General features: G+C 72.5%; 10 protein-coding genes. 4 read left to right on the top strand and 6 right to left on the bottom strand.

The window, feature by feature from the left end; translation table 11 throughout:
• Positions 1 to 77 precede the first annotated feature (77 nt).
• The gene (locus ABD120_RS19230) at positions 78 to 950 is read left to right on the top strand and encodes a DinB family protein (protein ID WP_343951309.1); all 873 of its coding nucleotides are present in this window, start codon (positions 78 to 80) and stop codon (positions 948 to 950) included.
• A 15-nt stretch (positions 951 to 965) separates the two neighbouring features.
• On the opposite strand, the gene ABD120_RS19225 is transcribed toward ABD120_RS19230, so the two are convergent.
• The 6 genes from ABD120_RS19225 to ABD120_RS19200 form a co-directional block, all read right to left on the bottom strand.
• Complete coding sequence (locus tag ABD120_RS19225; RefSeq protein WP_343951308.1) at positions 966 to 2,156, bottom strand: class I SAM-dependent methyltransferase; 1,191 nt, start codon at positions 2,154 to 2,156, stop codon at positions 966 to 968.
• Between the two features lie 65 nt (positions 2,157 to 2,221).
• Entirely contained in the window at positions 2,222 to 3,601 is a 1,380-nt protein-coding gene (locus ABD120_RS19220; RefSeq protein WP_343951307.1) for a cytochrome P450, read from the bottom strand.
• Positions 3,598 to 4,632, bottom strand: coding sequence for an enediyne biosynthesis protein (locus ABD120_RS19215; protein ID WP_343951306.1), 1,035 nt, complete (start codon positions 4,630 to 4,632; stop codon positions 3,598 to 3,600). The genes ABD120_RS19220 and ABD120_RS19215 overlap by 4 nt, the downstream gene beginning before the upstream one ends.
• Positions 4,633 to 4,637: 5 nt before the next feature.
• Positions 4,638 to 6,605 carry a CRTAC1 family protein gene (locus ABD120_RS19210; RefSeq protein WP_343951305.1) on the bottom strand — a complete coding sequence of 656 codons (1,968 nt, stop codon included), beginning with the start codon at positions 6,603 to 6,605 and terminating at the stop codon, positions 4,638 to 4,640.
• Entirely contained in the window at positions 6,602 to 7,582 is a 981-nt protein-coding gene (locus ABD120_RS19205) for a DUF1702 family protein (protein ID WP_343951304.1), read from the bottom strand. The genes ABD120_RS19210 and ABD120_RS19205 overlap by 4 nt, the downstream gene beginning before the upstream one ends.
• A gap of 9 nt (positions 7,583 to 7,591) precedes the next feature.
• Positions 7,592 to 8,632, bottom strand: coding sequence for a DUF1702 family protein (locus ABD120_RS19200; RefSeq protein WP_343951303.1), 1,041 nt, complete (start codon positions 8,630 to 8,632; stop codon positions 7,592 to 7,594).
• Between the two features lie 277 nt (positions 8,633 to 8,909).
• Between ABD120_RS19200 and ABD120_RS19195 the strand changes: the two genes are divergently transcribed.
• From ABD120_RS19195 to ABD120_RS19185, 3 genes are read left to right on the top strand one after another with little or no spacing between them, the layout of a single operon-like run.
• Positions 8,910 to 14,738, top strand: a complete 5,829-nt coding sequence (locus ABD120_RS19195) for an SDR family NAD(P)-dependent oxidoreductase (RefSeq protein WP_343951302.1) — start codon at positions 8,910 to 8,912, stop codon at positions 14,736 to 14,738.
• The gene (locus ABD120_RS19190; RefSeq protein ID WP_343951301.1) at positions 14,738 to 15,223 is read left to right on the top strand and encodes an acyl-CoA thioesterase; all 486 of its coding nucleotides are present in this window, start codon (positions 14,738 to 14,740) and stop codon (positions 15,221 to 15,223) included. Before ABD120_RS19195 ends, ABD120_RS19190 begins: the two co-directional genes overlap by 1 nt.
• 1 nt (position 15,224) lies before the next feature.
• Positions 15,225 to 15,767, top strand: coding sequence for a flavin reductase family protein (locus ABD120_RS19185; RefSeq protein WP_343951300.1), 543 nt, complete (start codon positions 15,225 to 15,227; stop codon positions 15,765 to 15,767).
• The last annotated feature ends 12 nt before the right edge of the window (positions 15,768 to 15,779 follow it).

The raw sequence follows: 15,779 nt of genomic DNA, 5'->3' as shown, positions 1-15,779 counted from the left end.
GGAGCGCACGATGGAAGAAACCGGGTCGGGGAACCCGGTGTTAGCGTGACCGTCATCCGGATGAGGGGACGGTGCCCGTGTCCAGACCGAACCAGCAGTGGTGGACGGCGCGCGCGACGCTCGCGCAGGTGGGCGACCGGTTCGCCCGGTTGCTCACCTCCGTCCCGCCCCAGGCGATGGCGACCCGCGAGTGGACCGTCGCGGAGACCGGCGCGCACATCGCCTCGATCGCCCTCTACTACACCGCCATCATGCGCCAGGACGGCACGCCGAGCCCGATCCCCGAGGTCGACGCGCCGATCGCGGCCGCCACGGTCGACACCGTGGCCGACGTGAACGACCTGGTGCTCGGGTTCTTCCCCGAGCGGGACCCGGCCGAGCTGGCCGGGCGGCTGCGGGCCGACATCGCCGAGATCCTGCGGCTGACCGAGGGCATGAACCCGGCGACCCCGATCCGCTGGCTGGGCGGCGCCCAGGTGCCGCTCGCGGGCCTGTTCGCCCACCTGATCAACGAGATGCACGTGCACGGCTGGGACATCGCCCAGGTCAGCCGCCTGCCGTGGCGGATCCCACCGCGCGAGGCCGCGCTGTTCTTCGAGCTGTTCCTCATCGGCATGATCAAGATCGACTACGGGCGGCTGATGGACACGGGCGTCCCCAAGCGGCGCGGCCGGATCGCGGTGCGCTTCCACTCCCGCTACACCACGCCGGTGACGCTGGTGCTGCAGGACGGCCGGGTGACGGTGGAGAAGTTCTCCGTTCGGCCCGACCTGCACCTGGCCTTCGACCCGACGACGCTGAACCTCATGCTGTTCGGCCGCATCAGCCGGTCGCGGGCGCTGTTCAGCGGCAAGATCGCCGCGTGGGGACGGCGGCTGTGGCTGCTTCCGCCGTTCATGCGGGAGGTCCACCTGCCGGACAACGCGCGCCCGCGCAGCCACTACGCCTGAGCCCACGGGGTCCTCTCAGTCCTTCGCGCGGGCCAGCACCGCGCCCACGAAGAAGTCGGGGTACTGCTCGGCGACGGCGTCCACGTCGGGCAGGATCCGCACGTCGGCGAGCCCGGCGGCCTCGAAGGTGGCCCGCCAGGCGGCGGGCGTCAGGAACCCGTGCGTCGGCCGCTTGACCGGGTCGGTGGCCACGTCTGTGAAGCTGTCGAGGAAGTCGAAGACGAACTCGACGTAGATGGGCCGGGCCAGCTTCGTGGGGCGCACGCACTCGGAGACGAGCACCGTTCCGCCGGGCTTGAGGGCCTTGGCGGCCTCGGCGATCACGAAGTCGAGGTCGGGTGCCACGTGGAAGCAGTTGACGGAGTAGACGACGTCGAAGGTGCCCGGTTCGACGCCCTGTTTCGCCCACGGCAGGGTCATGTCGAGCCGCGCCGTCTCGACGGCCGTCGACGGCGCGGCGGCCTGCCTGGCGACCCGCTCGCCGTGCCTGGCGAAGGTCTCCGCGACCTCGGTGAAGCGGTAGCGCGCGATGCCGGGGCCGAGCCTGCGCAGGGCCTCCTGCGCGGCGCTGCCGCAGCCGCCGCCGATCTCCAGGATCTCCAGCGCGCCGCCGTCCCCGGGGACCAGGCGCGACAGCGCCTCGGCGCCGAGCGTGTTGTTGATCGTGTACAACAGGTTGTCGTTGGAGAAGTACCGCAGCCAGAGCGGCAGCGTCTGCGGGGAGAACAGGATCTCCTCACCGCCGGCCGCACCGCTGAAGTAGCGCGGGGCCTGCTCGACCAACGTCCCGACGAGTTCGGCCGCGACGGCCGCGCCCGGCTCCAGTTCGGCGAGTTCGGCGGCGACGGCCTCGAAGTCCTCGGCCGGCACCGATCCCGGCAGGAAGCGGTCGCCGCGCTGCTCCAGCAGCCCGGCGTCGGACAGCTTCTCGTACAGGAACTTCAGGGGGACGGTACGACGCCACGGGATCGACAGCGTCTTCTTCGCCTCCAGGACGGTGACGCCCGCCGCCCCCGGCAGCGCGCCGATCGAGGTCAGGATGCGGTGGGCGGCCGCGTCGACGAGCCGGTCGAAGGTCTCGGTGGCCGCCAGGAACCGGTGGGTGAACAGCTCGCGGACCCGGTCGTCGGCGATGGCGGCGTGCAGCCTCGCGAACTCCGCCGGTCCCCTGCGCCGCCCGCCGCGCGTCTGCGCCAGGTTGGTCATGGTGCTCTACCGCCTTTCGTCTGGAACGCCCCCGGCGGCCCCGGAGGAGGCCGCCGGGGACGCGCTCATGCCGCGGAGCGGCCGGCCGCCTCCCACGGGTGGACGGTCATGGGCAGGCCGCCGCCCAGGCGCAGCGAGAGCATCGGCTCCGGCCTGGCCCGGAACCCGGGCACCCGCTCCAGCCTCAGGTCGCGCATCAGCGCGGAGACGATGAAGGTGGCCTCCATCATCCCGAGGTGGTTGCCGACGCAGAAGCGGGGACCGGCGCCGAACGGGAGGTGGGCGTACCTCGGCCGGGCCGAGGGCGCCTGCGGGTCGAAGCGCTCCGGGTCGAAGCGCTCCGGCTCCTCCCAGTACCTCGGATGCCGGTGCAGGGTGTACGGGCAGATGAGGACCTCCGCCCCCGCCGGGACGCGGTAGCCGCCGACGACGTCGTCGGCGACCGCGCGCCGGGTGAGGATCCACACCGGCGGGAACAGCCGCATGGTCTCCTGCAGCACCATGGTCGTGTACTTCAACCGGGGCAGGTCCTCGTAGGCCGGGCGGCGCCGGCCGTAGACGGCCACCGCCTCCTCGTGCAGGCGCCGCCCGACCTCCGGGTGCCTGCTCACCAGGTCGAGGGTCCAGCCGACGGTGCTGGCCGTCGTCTCGTGCCCGGCCAGCAGCAGCGTCACCAGTTCGTCGCGCATGCGGCGGTCGGCGACCGCCTTGTCGCGCTCCCTGGCGGTGGAGGCGATGAGCCGGGTCAGCACGTCGTCGCCGGACTCCGACGGGCCGGCCTTGCGCTGGGCCACCAGGATGTCGACGATCCGCTCCAGGTCGGCGCGGGCCCTGCGGAAGGTCCGCTGCCTGCGCAGCGGCAGCCACTGCGGGACCGAGCCCAGGGTCTCCATCTCGAACATGGCCTGGTCCTGGACGGCCTCGAAGGAGTGCCCGATGGACTCGAAGGCGCCGAGGTCGGTGTCGAGCAGGATGCTGCCGAGCACGCCCAGGGTGAGCGAGGTGATCTCGGACAGCACGTCCACCCGGCGGCCGGCCGCCTGGTGCAGGCGCAGCCGTTCGACCAGGCCGAGCGCCTCGTCGACGATCACGTCCGCCTGGGCGGCGATCCGCTTGTGCTGGAAGACCGGCTGGATGGTGCGCCGCTGCTCCTCCCACAGCGCGCCCTCGCTGGTCAGCAGCCCGTCGCCGAGGGCGCGTTTGGCCTCGGTGTAGCCGATGCCCTTGTGGTAGTTGGCGGCGTTGTCGGCCAGGACGTGCTTGGCGTGGTCGGGGTGGTTGAAGATGTACAGCTTCTTCGGGCCGATCGCCACGCGGACGGCGTCGCCGTACACGGTGACCGCTCCGCTCATGAGGCCGAGCCGGTCGGCGCGCAGCTGGCGCAGCAGCCCGAGGACCGCCCGGCGGGGCGGTCCCGGGGGGGTCCGGCCTCGGGTGGCGCTCATGCCGCCGGGCGAGCCGCGGGCTCGCTGTCGCTGAGGACCGCGACCGGGACGGAGTTCGCCTCGGCGACCCTGGCCTGCTCGGCCTTCAGCCGCTGTTCGGCCTCGAACTGGACGCGGGCCTTGTTGACGAAGTGCAGGCCCCACAGGAACATGCCCCGGATCAGGCACACGATCGCGGTGGCGAAGAACAGGCCGTAGGCGATGTGGGCGACCATGAACACCCCGTAGATCGCGGCGACACCGGCGCCGAAGGCGACCTGCGCCCCCGGTTTGGAGGGGGTGGTGCCCGGGTCCGTGACCATGTAGTTGCTGTAGAGGACGAACGCGACCCCGGTCATGACGGCCAGCGCGGCCGGGATCGAGGTGTCGAACACCAGTCCGCGCACCACGGCCTGGAGCGCGAACCCGCCCACCCAGCCGAGGATCAGCCACACCCGGTTGGTCAGCTTGGCGTTGAGGATGGTGCCCGACACCAGGATGATCGCGACGATCAGCCAGCTCACCGTGTCGTTGACGTGCTCGGTGAAGTGGTACGGCGGCGCGATGCTGCCCCACGGGAACAGGACGAGCACCATCAGGATGCCGAGGTTGGAGGGGTTCATGTAGTGGCGCAGGTTGCCGCGCACCGGCGCCCGCAGGATCCACTTGGCCGCCACCGCCAGGGTGACGGCGAACATCATCACCCAGATGCGGTCGTTGACGTAGATGAGCATGTTGAGCGCGAGGCTGGTGATGTGCGCCGGGAACAGGAACTCGACCAGGCCCTTCAGCCCCCGGCCCGCGTAGCGGGGGGCTCGGCCCTCGACCCGGGAGCCGATCTTCTCCAGCACCAGTTCCACGGCGTAGCCGGTGGCCAGGGCCACCAGCGGCCACGTCCACGGCTGCTCGAACCCGAGGACGGTGTAACCGAGGATGTTGAAGATCGTGATCGAGATGGCGAACCTGCGCAGCGCAGTGACGATCTTCGGATCATGCCTCGGAGGCCCACCGGCCGGCGGCTTCCCCACGACTGTCGCTTTCTGGTCACCCATGTTCGTCACTTCTCCCTGGCCTGGTCGCCCAGCACGAGCGCGTGCCTGCCCTGGCTGAGCGTGAGTTCCTGCTGGTGCGACTCGCCCTGGCGGTCGCGCCACTTCAGGGCCACCCGGACGGGGCCGGTGGCGTCGCCGAGGCCGATGTGCACCTCGCTGCTGCGGCGGCCGGAGTGGCCGCTGCTGCCGTCCACGCGCTGGATGTACTTCTTGCCGTCGGCGGTGGTCACCGTGACCTCGGCGCCGATGACCGGCGAGCCGGGCGCGGGCGCCGAGCCCACGGTCTTCGCCTGCTCGTGGGTCAGCGACAGGGTGAGGTGGCCGCCCGGCTTGGGCGCCTGGTTGCGGTAGAAGATCGGGTCACCGAACTGCCTGGCCACCGCGAGGTCGAGCAGGCCGTCGCCGTCGGCGTCGCCGGTGGCGATGCCCCGGGTCGGGATCGGCACGGCCAGGCCCAGTTCGGGGGCCAGGTCGGTGTAGCGGCCGTCGGCGCCCTTGACGTAGAACTTCAGCGTCTCGTTGCCGGCCAGGTCGTCGCCGGAGTTGGCGTTCGGCCAGAAGATCGGGTTGGACACGAGGGCGTCGTTGGCCATCGCCAGTTCCTGCAGCTGCGGCCAGCGGTTGGTGTAGCCGCGGATGAACCCGGTGGCCTGGGCGATCTGCAGGTCGCCGGAGTTGGCGAAGTCGTCGATCTTGACGTCCCAGTTCCAGCCGGACCAGGCGGTCCCGTTCTCGCCGCTGTCGTCGCGGAAGGGCGCCTCGCCGCCGCGCAGCCGGGCACGCAGCTCGGCCGGGTTCTCGGCGGTGTTGGTGTAGAAGAAGTTGCTCTCGACGATGCCCCACGAGGTGGTGAGGTTGGAGACGTAGGCGTCGAACAGACCGTCGTGGTCGAAGTCGCCGAAGTCGACGCCCATGCCCTTGAAGGAGTCGGCGCCGATCCGCTTGGACTTCGGAGTGCCGGGCCGGGCGGGGGTGGTGACGTTGGTGAACTTCACCTGGCCGGGCCTGGACTGGTTGTACAGCAGCCGGTCGGGGCCGAAGTCGTTGGCGATGTACAGCTCGGGCAGCAGGTCGCCGTCCAGGTCGGTGGCGCTGACGCCCAGCGACCAGCCGTTCCTCGCATCCTCGGGCAGCGCCTCGTCGGGGGCCCGCTTGAACGTGGCGTCCGGGTCGGCGCCCGCCTTGAAGCCCGCGCACAGCAGGATGATCTTCTCGCCGCCGTTCTGGGCGTGCGACAGGGAGTGGTTCATGACCACGCCGCCGTCGACCGACGGGTCGAGCACCGGGCTGTCGGGGAAGTAGTTGCCGAGGAAGATGTCGTCGTGGCCGTCGCCGTCGAAGTCGCCGACGGTCGCGGCGTTGGTGTTCCACTGCGGTCCCTTGTACCGGCCGTCCGGGCCCACGTTGCCGGGCAGCACCTCGACCGGCTTGTAGGCCGCGGTGCTCAGCCCGGCGTGGTCGGCCCTGGCCAGGTAGAGGATCGGCGTGCGCGCCCACATGTAGACGAGCAGGTCCTGCCTGCCGTCCTCGTTGAGGTCGGCGGGCACGCAGCCCATCGGCGCCATGATGTCGCTGACCGGCAGGGGTGCCGGGTCCAGTTCGAAGGGCGCGTAGCGCTGCTCGCCCTTGCCCGGCGTCGGCGTGACGATCACCTGGTCGGTGCGCGGGTCGACGAGGCACAGGTCGTTGGGCAGGCCGTCGCCGTCGAGATCGTTCATCGCGACCGCCGCGCCGACCGAGGAGATCCAGGCGTCGAAGTCCTTGTAGGCCCGGTTGACCTTCCTGATCGACTGCTGCTTGTCCGAGGTCGGCAGCGCCACGCTGTGGCCGGCGAACGAGTACCTGCTCGCCATCTCGTTCCGGGTCTGCGCCGAGCTCTCCGGCAGCGCGACCACGAAGTAGAAGCCGACGACCACCACGAGCGCGATGACACCGGTCAGCTGCCTGCGCAGCAGGCCTAGTGCCGCGTTCATCTGTTGACACCTCCAGAAGAGACGAATCGGGTGGCGAGCCGCCGCCGCCACACCTCGTAGGCGGGCAGGTCGCCCTCAGGACCCGAGGGGCGCAGCTCGCCCGCGATCCGGGCGACCTCCTCGGGCGTCGTGCCGCAGAAGACCCGGGTGGCCGCCGCCGTGTGCTCGGGCACGATGCCCGCGCGGGCGCGCGCGTCGGCCGCGAACGCGCACGCCTGCGCGAGCTCGCCCCGGTGCTCGGCCGCGCGGGCCAGCAGCGCGCGCAGTTCCTTCTCCTCGACCCCGCCGGCGTACGTGGCGGCCAGGCCGGTGCCGCTGTAGAGGTCGCCTCTGCGCGCGGCGGGGAACGCCTCGATCAGGTCGGCGACGCGCTCGGGGTCGGTGCCGCCGACGAACCACAGCGCGCGGCCGATGCCCTGGTCGATCGACTTGTCCGCGTAGGCGCCGTGGGCGCCGCCGGGCCAGGGGAAGGCCGCTTCCCGGTACTGGGCGCCGACGTAGCGGGCGGTGTTGAAGTACGCCTGGTGGAAGCCGTAGCCGTCGAGGACCAAAGGCACGAGCACCGGGTCGAGGGTGTGCGGTTTCGGCCACCGGAATCGCGGGAGGCGCGCCATCGCCCAGCCGATGCCGACGTACACGAGGTAGCGGTAGGAGTCGCCGAGGGGGCGGCGCAGGAACCTCTGCACATGGTCGGAGCGGCCGAACGGCAGTCCGTCGAGGACGGCCAGGCCCATGCCGGCGCCCTCGTAGGCGAAGCCGCGCTGCCAGTCGGGCAGCTTCTCCAGGTCGGCCTCGACCTCGGCGGGCGTGCGCGCCTGCATGGCGGCGGCGTAACCGCGCAGAAAGGTACGGCCGACGGTCTCAAGTCTTTCCTGCGCCTGCGCCGATTTCCGGTGGAAGCCGCGCCTGCCGAGGGTCGTCTCGGCGTCGTCCGGGGTCAGAATGCGGCGCCTCAGGGTGCGCCAGATGCTCGCCAATTCCGTCTCCTAACCATTGTTGGAACGGCGTGACCGGTTACGCCTGATACCGGGTTGCAGCGTGTTCCCGGTGAAATGCGCGCGAATTCTGCGACGCCATTGCTCGTAGACGGGCGCCGATTGCGGGCCTGCTTCGCGACCGTTGGTCCCGGCCTCGGCGAGGTCGGAGATCCGTACGGCGTCCGCGACGGGCAGGTCCGCGAGCGCCTGCGCGGCCAGGGCGGAGTGCGCGGGCACGTGGCCGGCGAAGGTGCGCGCCTTGATGGCCAGCACCGCGCCGAGGCCGAGTTGCGCCCGGTGCTCGCCCGCGCTCTCGCGCAGCGCGGCCAGGCCGTCCTCCGGGCAGCCGCCCGCGAACGTGGCGGCCAGGCCGACGCCGCTCCACAGGTCCGGCCAGCGCGCCTTCGGGAAGCGGCCGACGGCGGCGGCAGCGGCGGCCGGGTCGGCGCCGTGGATGAACCACAGCGCCCGCCCGATCCCCTGGTCGACGGCGTGCGGGAAGTAGTCCGGCGAGCCCTCCCACGGGTAGACGGGCGGCACCCGCTGCTCGTCCACGTACCGGCGGGTGTGGAAGTAGGCCAGGTCGAAGCCGTAGCCGTCGACGGCGAGCCAGGTCATCGTCGGGTAGTACGGCGAGCCGGTCAGGTCGGGCACGACGCCGCGCCACAGCCGCCTGGGCAGGCGTGCCATGGCGAAGCCGATGCCGATGTAGGTGAGGAACACGTGCGGCGCGCCCGGCCCGAGCAGCAGCTCACGGGTGCGGCGTCCGCGTCCGCCGGCCATCGCGTCGCGGATGGTGAACGCCATCGCCGCGCCTTCGTAGGCGAAGCCGCGCTGCTCCGGCTCGACCAGGTCCAGCCGCCTGCGTACGTTCCACAGGTCGCGGGCGGCGATACCCCACTCGAACCCGCACACCACGGTCTGCGGGATGGCCTCCAGCTGTTCCGTGGCGGGCGAACCGGCCCCTGGAAAACCGCGCTCGGCGAATGTGACGGACTTCAGATTCGGCGCGAGCGCGAACTGGCGCAGTGAACCGAGAAATGACGGCATCGACTCCTCCGGTGGTGGGGGCATTGCCAGAGTCGGCCGTTAATGAAGGGGTCGCATCTTCGCTACTGCGCTCCGAATACGATCAGCAGAATCCGAGAATCCCGCTTACCGCATCCAGGGAGAAGAAATCGGCCGACCCGGTGCGGCACGCTTTAGCTGGGCAATCGAAAATCAGCACAGGACTATCGCCGGACTCGGCTGGTTCGCGACATGTGTCCGGACGTAAATCGGCGCGTCGATTCGGGTCGGTGTGGTCATCGAGAAAAGGCGGTACAGGTTGAGCACCGTTCGGATCGCGATCGTCGGCATCGGACTCCGCTACCCCGACGCGGCAAGCACGGACGACCTCTGGGAGAACGTCCTGGCCGGGCGCCGCGCCTTCCGCAGGCTGCCGGACCAGCGCATGAACCAGGCGGACTACTGGTCCCCGGACCCGAACGCCCCCGACCGCTTCTACGCGGACAAGGCGGCGGTCCTGCGCGACTACTCCTTCGACCGGCTGAAGTTCAAGGTCGCGGGCAGCACCTACCGGGCCACCGACCTGACGCACTGGCTGGCGCTGGACGTGGCCTCCGCCGCGCTCGCGGACGCGGGCTTCCCCGACGCGGCCGGACTGCCGCTGCAGGCGACGGGCGTGGTCATCGGCAACAGTCTGACGGGCGAGTTCTCGCGCGCGAACCTGATGCGGCTGCGCTGGCCGTACGTGCGGCGCACGCTGGCGGCCGCGCTGGCGGCGAAGGGCTGGGACGAGGAGGAGACCGGCGGGTTCCTGCGGGACCTCGAACCGGTGTACAAGGCGCCGTTCCCCGCCGTGGACGAGGACACGCTGGCGGGCGGCCTGGCCAACACGATCGCCGGGCGGATCTGCAATTTCTACGACTTCCGGGGCGGCGGCTACACGGTGGACGGGGCCTGCTCCTCGTCGCTGCTGTCGATCGCGACGGCGGCGCGCGCGCTGGCCGACGGCGACCTGGACGTGTGCCTCGCCGGTGGCGTGGACCTGTCGATCGACCCGTTCGAGGTGATCGGCTTCGCGAAGACCGGGGCACTGTCCACGGACGAGATGAAGGTCTACGACAAGGACTCCAACGGCTTCTGGCCCGGTGAGGGCGCGGGCGTGCTGGTGCTGATGCGCGAGGACGACGCGCTGGCGCGGGGCCTGCGGATCTACGCCTCGATCACCGGGTGGGGGGTCTCCTCGGACGGCAAGGGCGGCATCACCCGGCCGGAGGCGGGCGGCCACCGGCTGGCCATCAGCCGCGCCTACGGCCGGGCCGGGTACGGGGTGGAGACGATCGGCTACTTCGAGGGGCACGGCACCGGCACGGCGCTCGGCGACGCGACCGAGCTGGAGGCGATCGGCACGGCCCGCCGTACCGCGGACCCGGGGGCGCGGGCGGCGGCGGTCAGCTCCGTGAAGGGCAACTTCGGCCACACCAAGGCGGCGGCGGGCGTCGCCGGCATGATCAAGGCGGCGCTGTCGGTCTACCACCAGGTGATCCCTCCGGCGACCGGCCATTTCGAGCCGCATCCGAAGCTCACGGGCGACTCCCCCGCCCTGTACGTGCCGACGGGGGCGGAGCTGTGGCCGCAGGACGGGCCGATCCGGGCGGGCGTGTCCGCGATGGGCTTCGGCGGCATCAACACCCACCTCGCGCTGGAGCAGGCCACCGGCTCCGCGCGCCGCGCCGAGCTGCCCGAGCGGGCGGCGGAGCTGGTCGGCGGACGGCAGGACGCCGAACTGCTGCTGGTGGAGGCGCCGGACACGGCGACGCTGCGCGACCGGATCGCGGAGCTGGCCGAGCTGGTGCCCGCGCTGTCGTTCGCCGAACTGGCCGACCTCGCGGCCACGCTGGCCGGGCGGCTGTCCGGCCAGCGGGCGCGGGCGGCGGTCGTGGCGGCCAGGCCCGCCGAGGCGGCCCGCAAGCTGCAGCGGCTGCTGGACGCGCTGGACGCGGGTGAGCAGCGCCTGTCCACCGCCGACGGGGTGTTCCTCGACCACCGCCAGACCGCGCCGAAGATCGCCTACCTGTTCCCCGGCCAGGGCTCGGGGCGGGGCGCCGTCGGCGCGATCCGGCGCCGGTTCGGCGCGGCGGAGGCGGTGTTCCAGGAGTCGGGCGTGCCGGAGGGCGGCGACCAGGTCGCCACCGAGGCGGCCCAGCCCCGGATCGTGGCGGGCTCCGTCGCCGCGCTGCGGGTGCTCGGCGCGCTCGGCGTGTACGCCGAGGTCGCGGTGGGCCACAGCCTCGGCGAGCTGACCGCGCTGGCCTGGGCGGGCGCCGTAGACGAGCGGGAGGTGCTGCGCCTGGCCAGGGCGCGGGGCCAGGTGATGGCGCAGGCGAGCAGGGGCGGCGGCGCGATGGCCGGGCTGGCGACCACGCCGGAGCAGGCCGCGCGGCTGTTCGGCGACGACCCGGTGGTGATCGCCGGGTTCAACGGGCCCCGGCAGACGGTGGTGTCCGGCGACGCCGAGGCCGTGGAGCGCGTGTGCGAGCGGGCCAGGGCGGCGGGCCTTTCGGCGACCCGGATCAGCGTCTCGCACGCCTTCCACTCGCCACTGGTCGAGCCGGCCGCGCAGGCGCTGGCCGAGCGCCTGTCGGACTTCTCCTTCACCCGGCCGGCCCGCTCGATGGTCTCGACGGTGACCGGCGATCTGCTCGACCCCGGCACCGACCTGCGGACGCTGCTGTGCGAGCAGGTGGTGCTCCCGGTCCGCTTCCACGAGGCGGCGGCCAAGGCGGTGCGCGACGCCGATCTCGCCGTCGAGGTGGGGCCCGGCCGGGTGCTCTCGGGGCTGATGCAGGAGATCGCGCCGGACATGCCGGTGCTGTCGGTCGACACCGACAACCGCTCGCTGACGCCGCTGCTGTCGGTGCTCGGCGCCGCGTACGTGATGGGGGCGGCGCTGAACACCGAGGCGCTGTTCGCCGGGCGGGTGGTGCGCCCGCTGCCGTTGGAGGGCGGGTTCGCGTTCCTGTCCAGCCCGTGCGAGGCCGCCCCCGACCTGTCCGTCGGGATGAGCGAGCCCGGCGCCGCCCAGGGCGGGGAGTCCGCGCCCCTGGCCGCCGACGAGCGGCCGTCCACGCTGGATCTGCTGCGCAGGCTCGCCGCCGAGCGGGTGGAGCTGCCGCTGGAGACCGTCACCGCGCAGACGCACCCGCTCGACGACCTGCACCTGAGCTCGATCACGGTGGGCCAGCTCGTCAACGACGTCACCCGGCGGCTCGGGCTGCCCGCGCTGGAGGCGACGACCAACTTCGCCACCGTGACGCTGGGCGAGCTGGCACAGGTGATCGACGAACTGGCCGAGAACGCCGGCGAGGGCGGCGGCGCCCCCGGCGGCGAGGTGGCCGGCGTGGCGCAGTGGGTGCGGCCGTTCGCGCTGGAGCACGTGCCCGCCGCGCAGCCCGCCGTGAACGTCGGCGGCGGCCCGAGCGGCACCTGGCGGGTGTTCGCCCCGGCCGCCCACCCGCTCGCCGACCGGCTGACGGCCGCGCTGGCCGAGGCCGGGATCGGCGACGGCGTGCTGCTGTGCCTGCCCGACGACGGCCAGGACAGCCGGGGCCTGATGCTGGAGGCGGCCCAGGCGGCCGTGTCCGCGCCGGAGGGAACCCGGTTCGTCGTCTCCCAGCACAGGTACGGCGCCTCCGGTCTGGCCAAGACCGCCTTCCTTGAGGCGGCGGGCGTGGCGACGACGCTCGTCACCCAGCCTGGCCTTGCCGCCGCCTCCCCCGCCGAACTCGACGAGGCCGCCCGCCGGGTGGTCGCCGAGGCCGCCGCCACCACGGCCTTCAGCGAGGTCCGCTACGAGGCCGGCGGGCGGCGCACCGTACCGGTGATGCGCGTCGCCCAACCGTCCGCGCGGCTGAGGACCGGCACCCCGCTGGACAGCTCGGACGTGCTGCTCGTCACCGGCGGCGGCCGGGGCATCACCGCCGAGTGCGCCCTGGCCATGGCCAAGGACTCGGCGGCCAAACTCGCCCTCATCGGACGGACCGACCCGGCCGAGGACGAGGAACTGTCGGCCAACCTGGCCCGCATGTCCGCCGCCGGGATCGTCTACCGGTACGAGCTCGTGGACGTCACGGACACCGGGAAGGTCGCCGAGTCCGTGGCCCGGCTGGAGGCCGCGCTCGGCCCGATCACCGCGATCATGCACGGGGCCGGGCGCAACGTGCCCACCTCCCTGGCCAACCTGACCGAGGAGGCGTTCGAGCAGACCACGGCCCCCAAGGTCGCCGGGCTGCGGGCCGTCCTCGACGCCGTCGACCAGGACCGGATCAAGCTCCTGGTGACGTTCGGCAGCGTCATCGGCCGGGGCGGGCTGCGCGGCGAGGCGCACTACGCGACCGCCAACGACTGGATGACCGAGCTGACCACGGACTTCCAGCGCGCGCACCCGGGGGCGCGGGCGCTGGCCCTGGAGTGGTCGGTCTGGTCGGGCGCCGGGATGGGCGAGAAGCTCGGCGTGGTCGAGGCGCTGGTGCGCGCCGGCATCACCCCGATCTCCCTGGAGAACGGGCTCGGCGTGCTGCGCCAGGTGCTCGCCGACCCGTCCGCCGGGCCGGTGCTGGTCATCACCGGGCGCATGGGCGGGCTGCCGACGCTGCCGCTGGAGCCCGAGCGGGACCTGCCGCTGACCCGGTTCGTCGACCGCGTGCTCGTCCACTACCCGGGCGTCGAACTGGTCACCGAGGTGGAGCTGTCCACCGGCAGCGACCCCTACCTGTCCGACCACCTGCTGGACGGCGACCTGCTGTTCCCCGCCGTCGTCGGCATGGAGGCCATGACGCAGGTCGCGACGGCGGCGCTGGGCCGTACCGGCTCGCCGCTGCTGGAGGACGTCGAGTTCCTGCGGCCCATCGTGGTCCGGCCGGGCAACCCCGCGACGGTACGGCTGGCGGCGCTGGTGCGCGACGCCGAGACCGTCGAGGTGGCCATCCGCGCCGAGGACACCGGGTTCAGCGCCGACCACTTCAGGGCCGTCGTCCGGCTGCCGCGCCCGTCGCTGCCCGACACCGGCGCCTCGCGGGAGGCGACCCTGCTGCCCATGGTGCCGCTCGACCCGATCACCGAGCTGTACGGCGGGCTGCTGTTCCAGGGCAAGCGCTTCCAGCGGCTGCTCGGCTACCGGCGGGCCAGCGCCAGGCACGCGGTCGCCGAACTGTCCACCGCCGCGCCCGCGCCCTGGTTCGCCGCCTACCTGCCGCAGGATCGGGTGCTGGCCGACCCGGGCACCCGTGACGCGGTCATGCACGCGCTGCAGTGCTGCGTCCCCGACGCGGTGCTGCTGCCGCAGGGCATCGAGCGGCTGTACCTAGCCGCGCCCGCCGACCAGAGCTCCGACTACGTGATCATGGACGCCAGGGAGCGGCTCCAGGACGGCGACAGCTACACCTACGACATCGACGTCCTCGACGACGCCGGGCGCCTGGTCGAACGCTGGCAGGGGCTGACCCTGCGGGCGGTCAGGAAGAAGGACGGCTCGGGCCCGTGGGTGCCGACGCTGCTCAGCGGCTACCTGGAGCGCTCGCTGGAGAAGGTGCTCGGCGGCAGCCGGGCCGTGGTCGTCGAACCCGACCCGGCGCCCGGCACCACAGCCGGTACCGCAACCGGGAGCGCCGCGGACCGGCGGACGCAGACCCAGCTGGCCGCCAGCCGGGCGGTGGGCGGGCCGGTGACCGTACGGCATCGGCCGGACGGCAAGCCCGAGCTGGACGGCGGCACGATCTCGGCCTCCCACGGCGCCGGGGTGAGCCTGGTGGTCACCGGGCAGGGCCGGATCGGCTGCGACGTGGAGCCGGTCGTCCACCGTACGGCGGAGGACTGGGCCGGGCTGCTCGGCCAGGAGCTGGGGCGCGTGCGCGACCTGGTGATGGCCGAGTCCGGCGAGGACGCCGACCTGGCGGGCACCCGGATGTGGACCGCGCTGGAGTGCCTGCAGAAGGCCGGGGTCACGACGCGCACGCTGACGCTGAACCGCCTCCACGGGGACGGCTGGGTGGTGCTGTCGGCCGGCGACGTGAAGGTGTCCACCTGGGTGACCACGCTGAACCACGCCGACGGGCCCGTGGTGTTCGCGGTCCTCGCTGGAGAGGGGAACTGATGGCCAACTACTACGAGTACCGCCACCGGGTGGGCTTCGAGGAGACCAACTTCGTCGGCAACGTCTACTACGTCAACTACCTGCGCTGGCAGGGTCACTGCCGGGAGCGCTTCCTGGAGGAGAAGGCGGCGCAGGTCCTGACGGACATCATGTTCAACGACCTGAAGCTGTTCACGCTCAAGGCGGAGTGCGACTTCTTCGCCGAGATCACCGCCTTCGACGAGCTGTCGGTGCGCATGCGGCTGGAGGAGCTGACCCAGACGCAGATCGAGTTCAGCTTCGACTACGTGCGGCTCAAGGACGGGCTGGAGAACCTGGTGGCCAGGGGCAGGCAGCGGATCGCGTGCATGCGCGGGCCGAACAACGAGACCGTGCCCGAGCGGGTGCCGGCCGTCCTGCGGGAGGCGCTGGCGCCCTACCACGGCGAGCGGTTCGGCCGGCGCTCCCCCGCCGGCCGGGCGGCGACGGCCACGGGCGGGGAGTGACATGCCGGGCGAACAGCAGGTGGTGGCGCTGCCGCCGAGGACCGAGATGGCGCCCGCGTCGCTGCGGGAGGTGCTGTCGCGGCTGCCGACGGGGGTGACGGTGCTGGCCACCGGCGGGCCGCGCGGGCACGGGATGACGGCCAACGCGTTCTGCTCGGTGTCGCTGGATCCGCCGCTGGCGCTGTGCTGCGTGGCGCGGCCCGCCCGGATCCACGAGGCGATCCTGTCCACGCGCAGCTTCGGGGTCTCGCTGCTGGCGGCCGACCAGCAGCATCTGGCCAGGTACTTCGCCGACCGCACCCGGCCGCAGGGCATGGCCCAGTTCGACGGGATCGACTGGGTGCCCGGGCCGCACACGGGGGCGCCGCTGCTGGTGGGTGCCCTGGCGTGGGTGGAGTGCGGGCTGACCGAGGTCTACCACGGCGGCGACCACTCGATCTTCCTCGGCGAGGTGCTGATGTCCTGCCGGGGACCGGGCGAGGACGCGCTGCTGTTCTACGGCGGCGCCTACCACGAGCTGTCGATGCCGAGCAAGGACGGCTAGCGGCAGGACGGA

It is taken from the genome of Nonomuraea longicatena, from assembly GCF_039525605.1.
In the GTDB taxonomy this organism is placed as follows: Bacteria; Actinomycetota; Actinomycetes; order Streptosporangiales; family Streptosporangiaceae; genus Nonomuraea; species Nonomuraea longicatena.
This window is presented reverse-complemented; position numbering and strand designations above follow the sequence as displayed.

What these genes read in the sequence shown, in the direction of transcription:
- ABD120_RS19210 (WP_343951305.1), bottom strand. Translation starts at nt 6,605, where the DNA reads ATGAACGCGGCACTAGGCCTGCTGCGCAGGCAGCTGACCGGTGTCATC.
- ABD120_RS19200 (WP_343951303.1), bottom strand. Translation starts at nt 8,632, where the DNA reads ATGCCGTCATTTCTCGGTTCACTGCGCCAGTTCGCGCTCGCGCCGAAT.
- ABD120_RS19185 (WP_343951300.1), top strand. Translation starts at nt 15,225, where the DNA reads ATGCCGGGCGAACAGCAGGTGGTGGCGCTGCCGCCGAGGACCGAGATG.
- ABD120_RS19220 (WP_343951307.1), bottom strand. Translation starts at nt 3,601, where the DNA reads ATGAGCGCCACCCGAGGCCGGACCCCCCCGGGACCGCCCCGCCGGGCG.
- ABD120_RS19190 (WP_343951301.1), top strand. Translation starts at nt 14,738, where the DNA reads ATGGCCAACTACTACGAGTACCGCCACCGGGTGGGCTTCGAGGAGACC.
- ABD120_RS19225 (WP_343951308.1), bottom strand. Translation starts at nt 2,156, where the DNA reads ATGACCAACCTGGCGCAGACGCGCGGCGGGCGGCGCAGGGGACCGGCG.
- ABD120_RS19215 (WP_343951306.1), bottom strand. Translation starts at nt 4,632, where the DNA reads ATGGGTGACCAGAAAGCGACAGTCGTGGGGAAGCCGCCGGCCGGTGGG.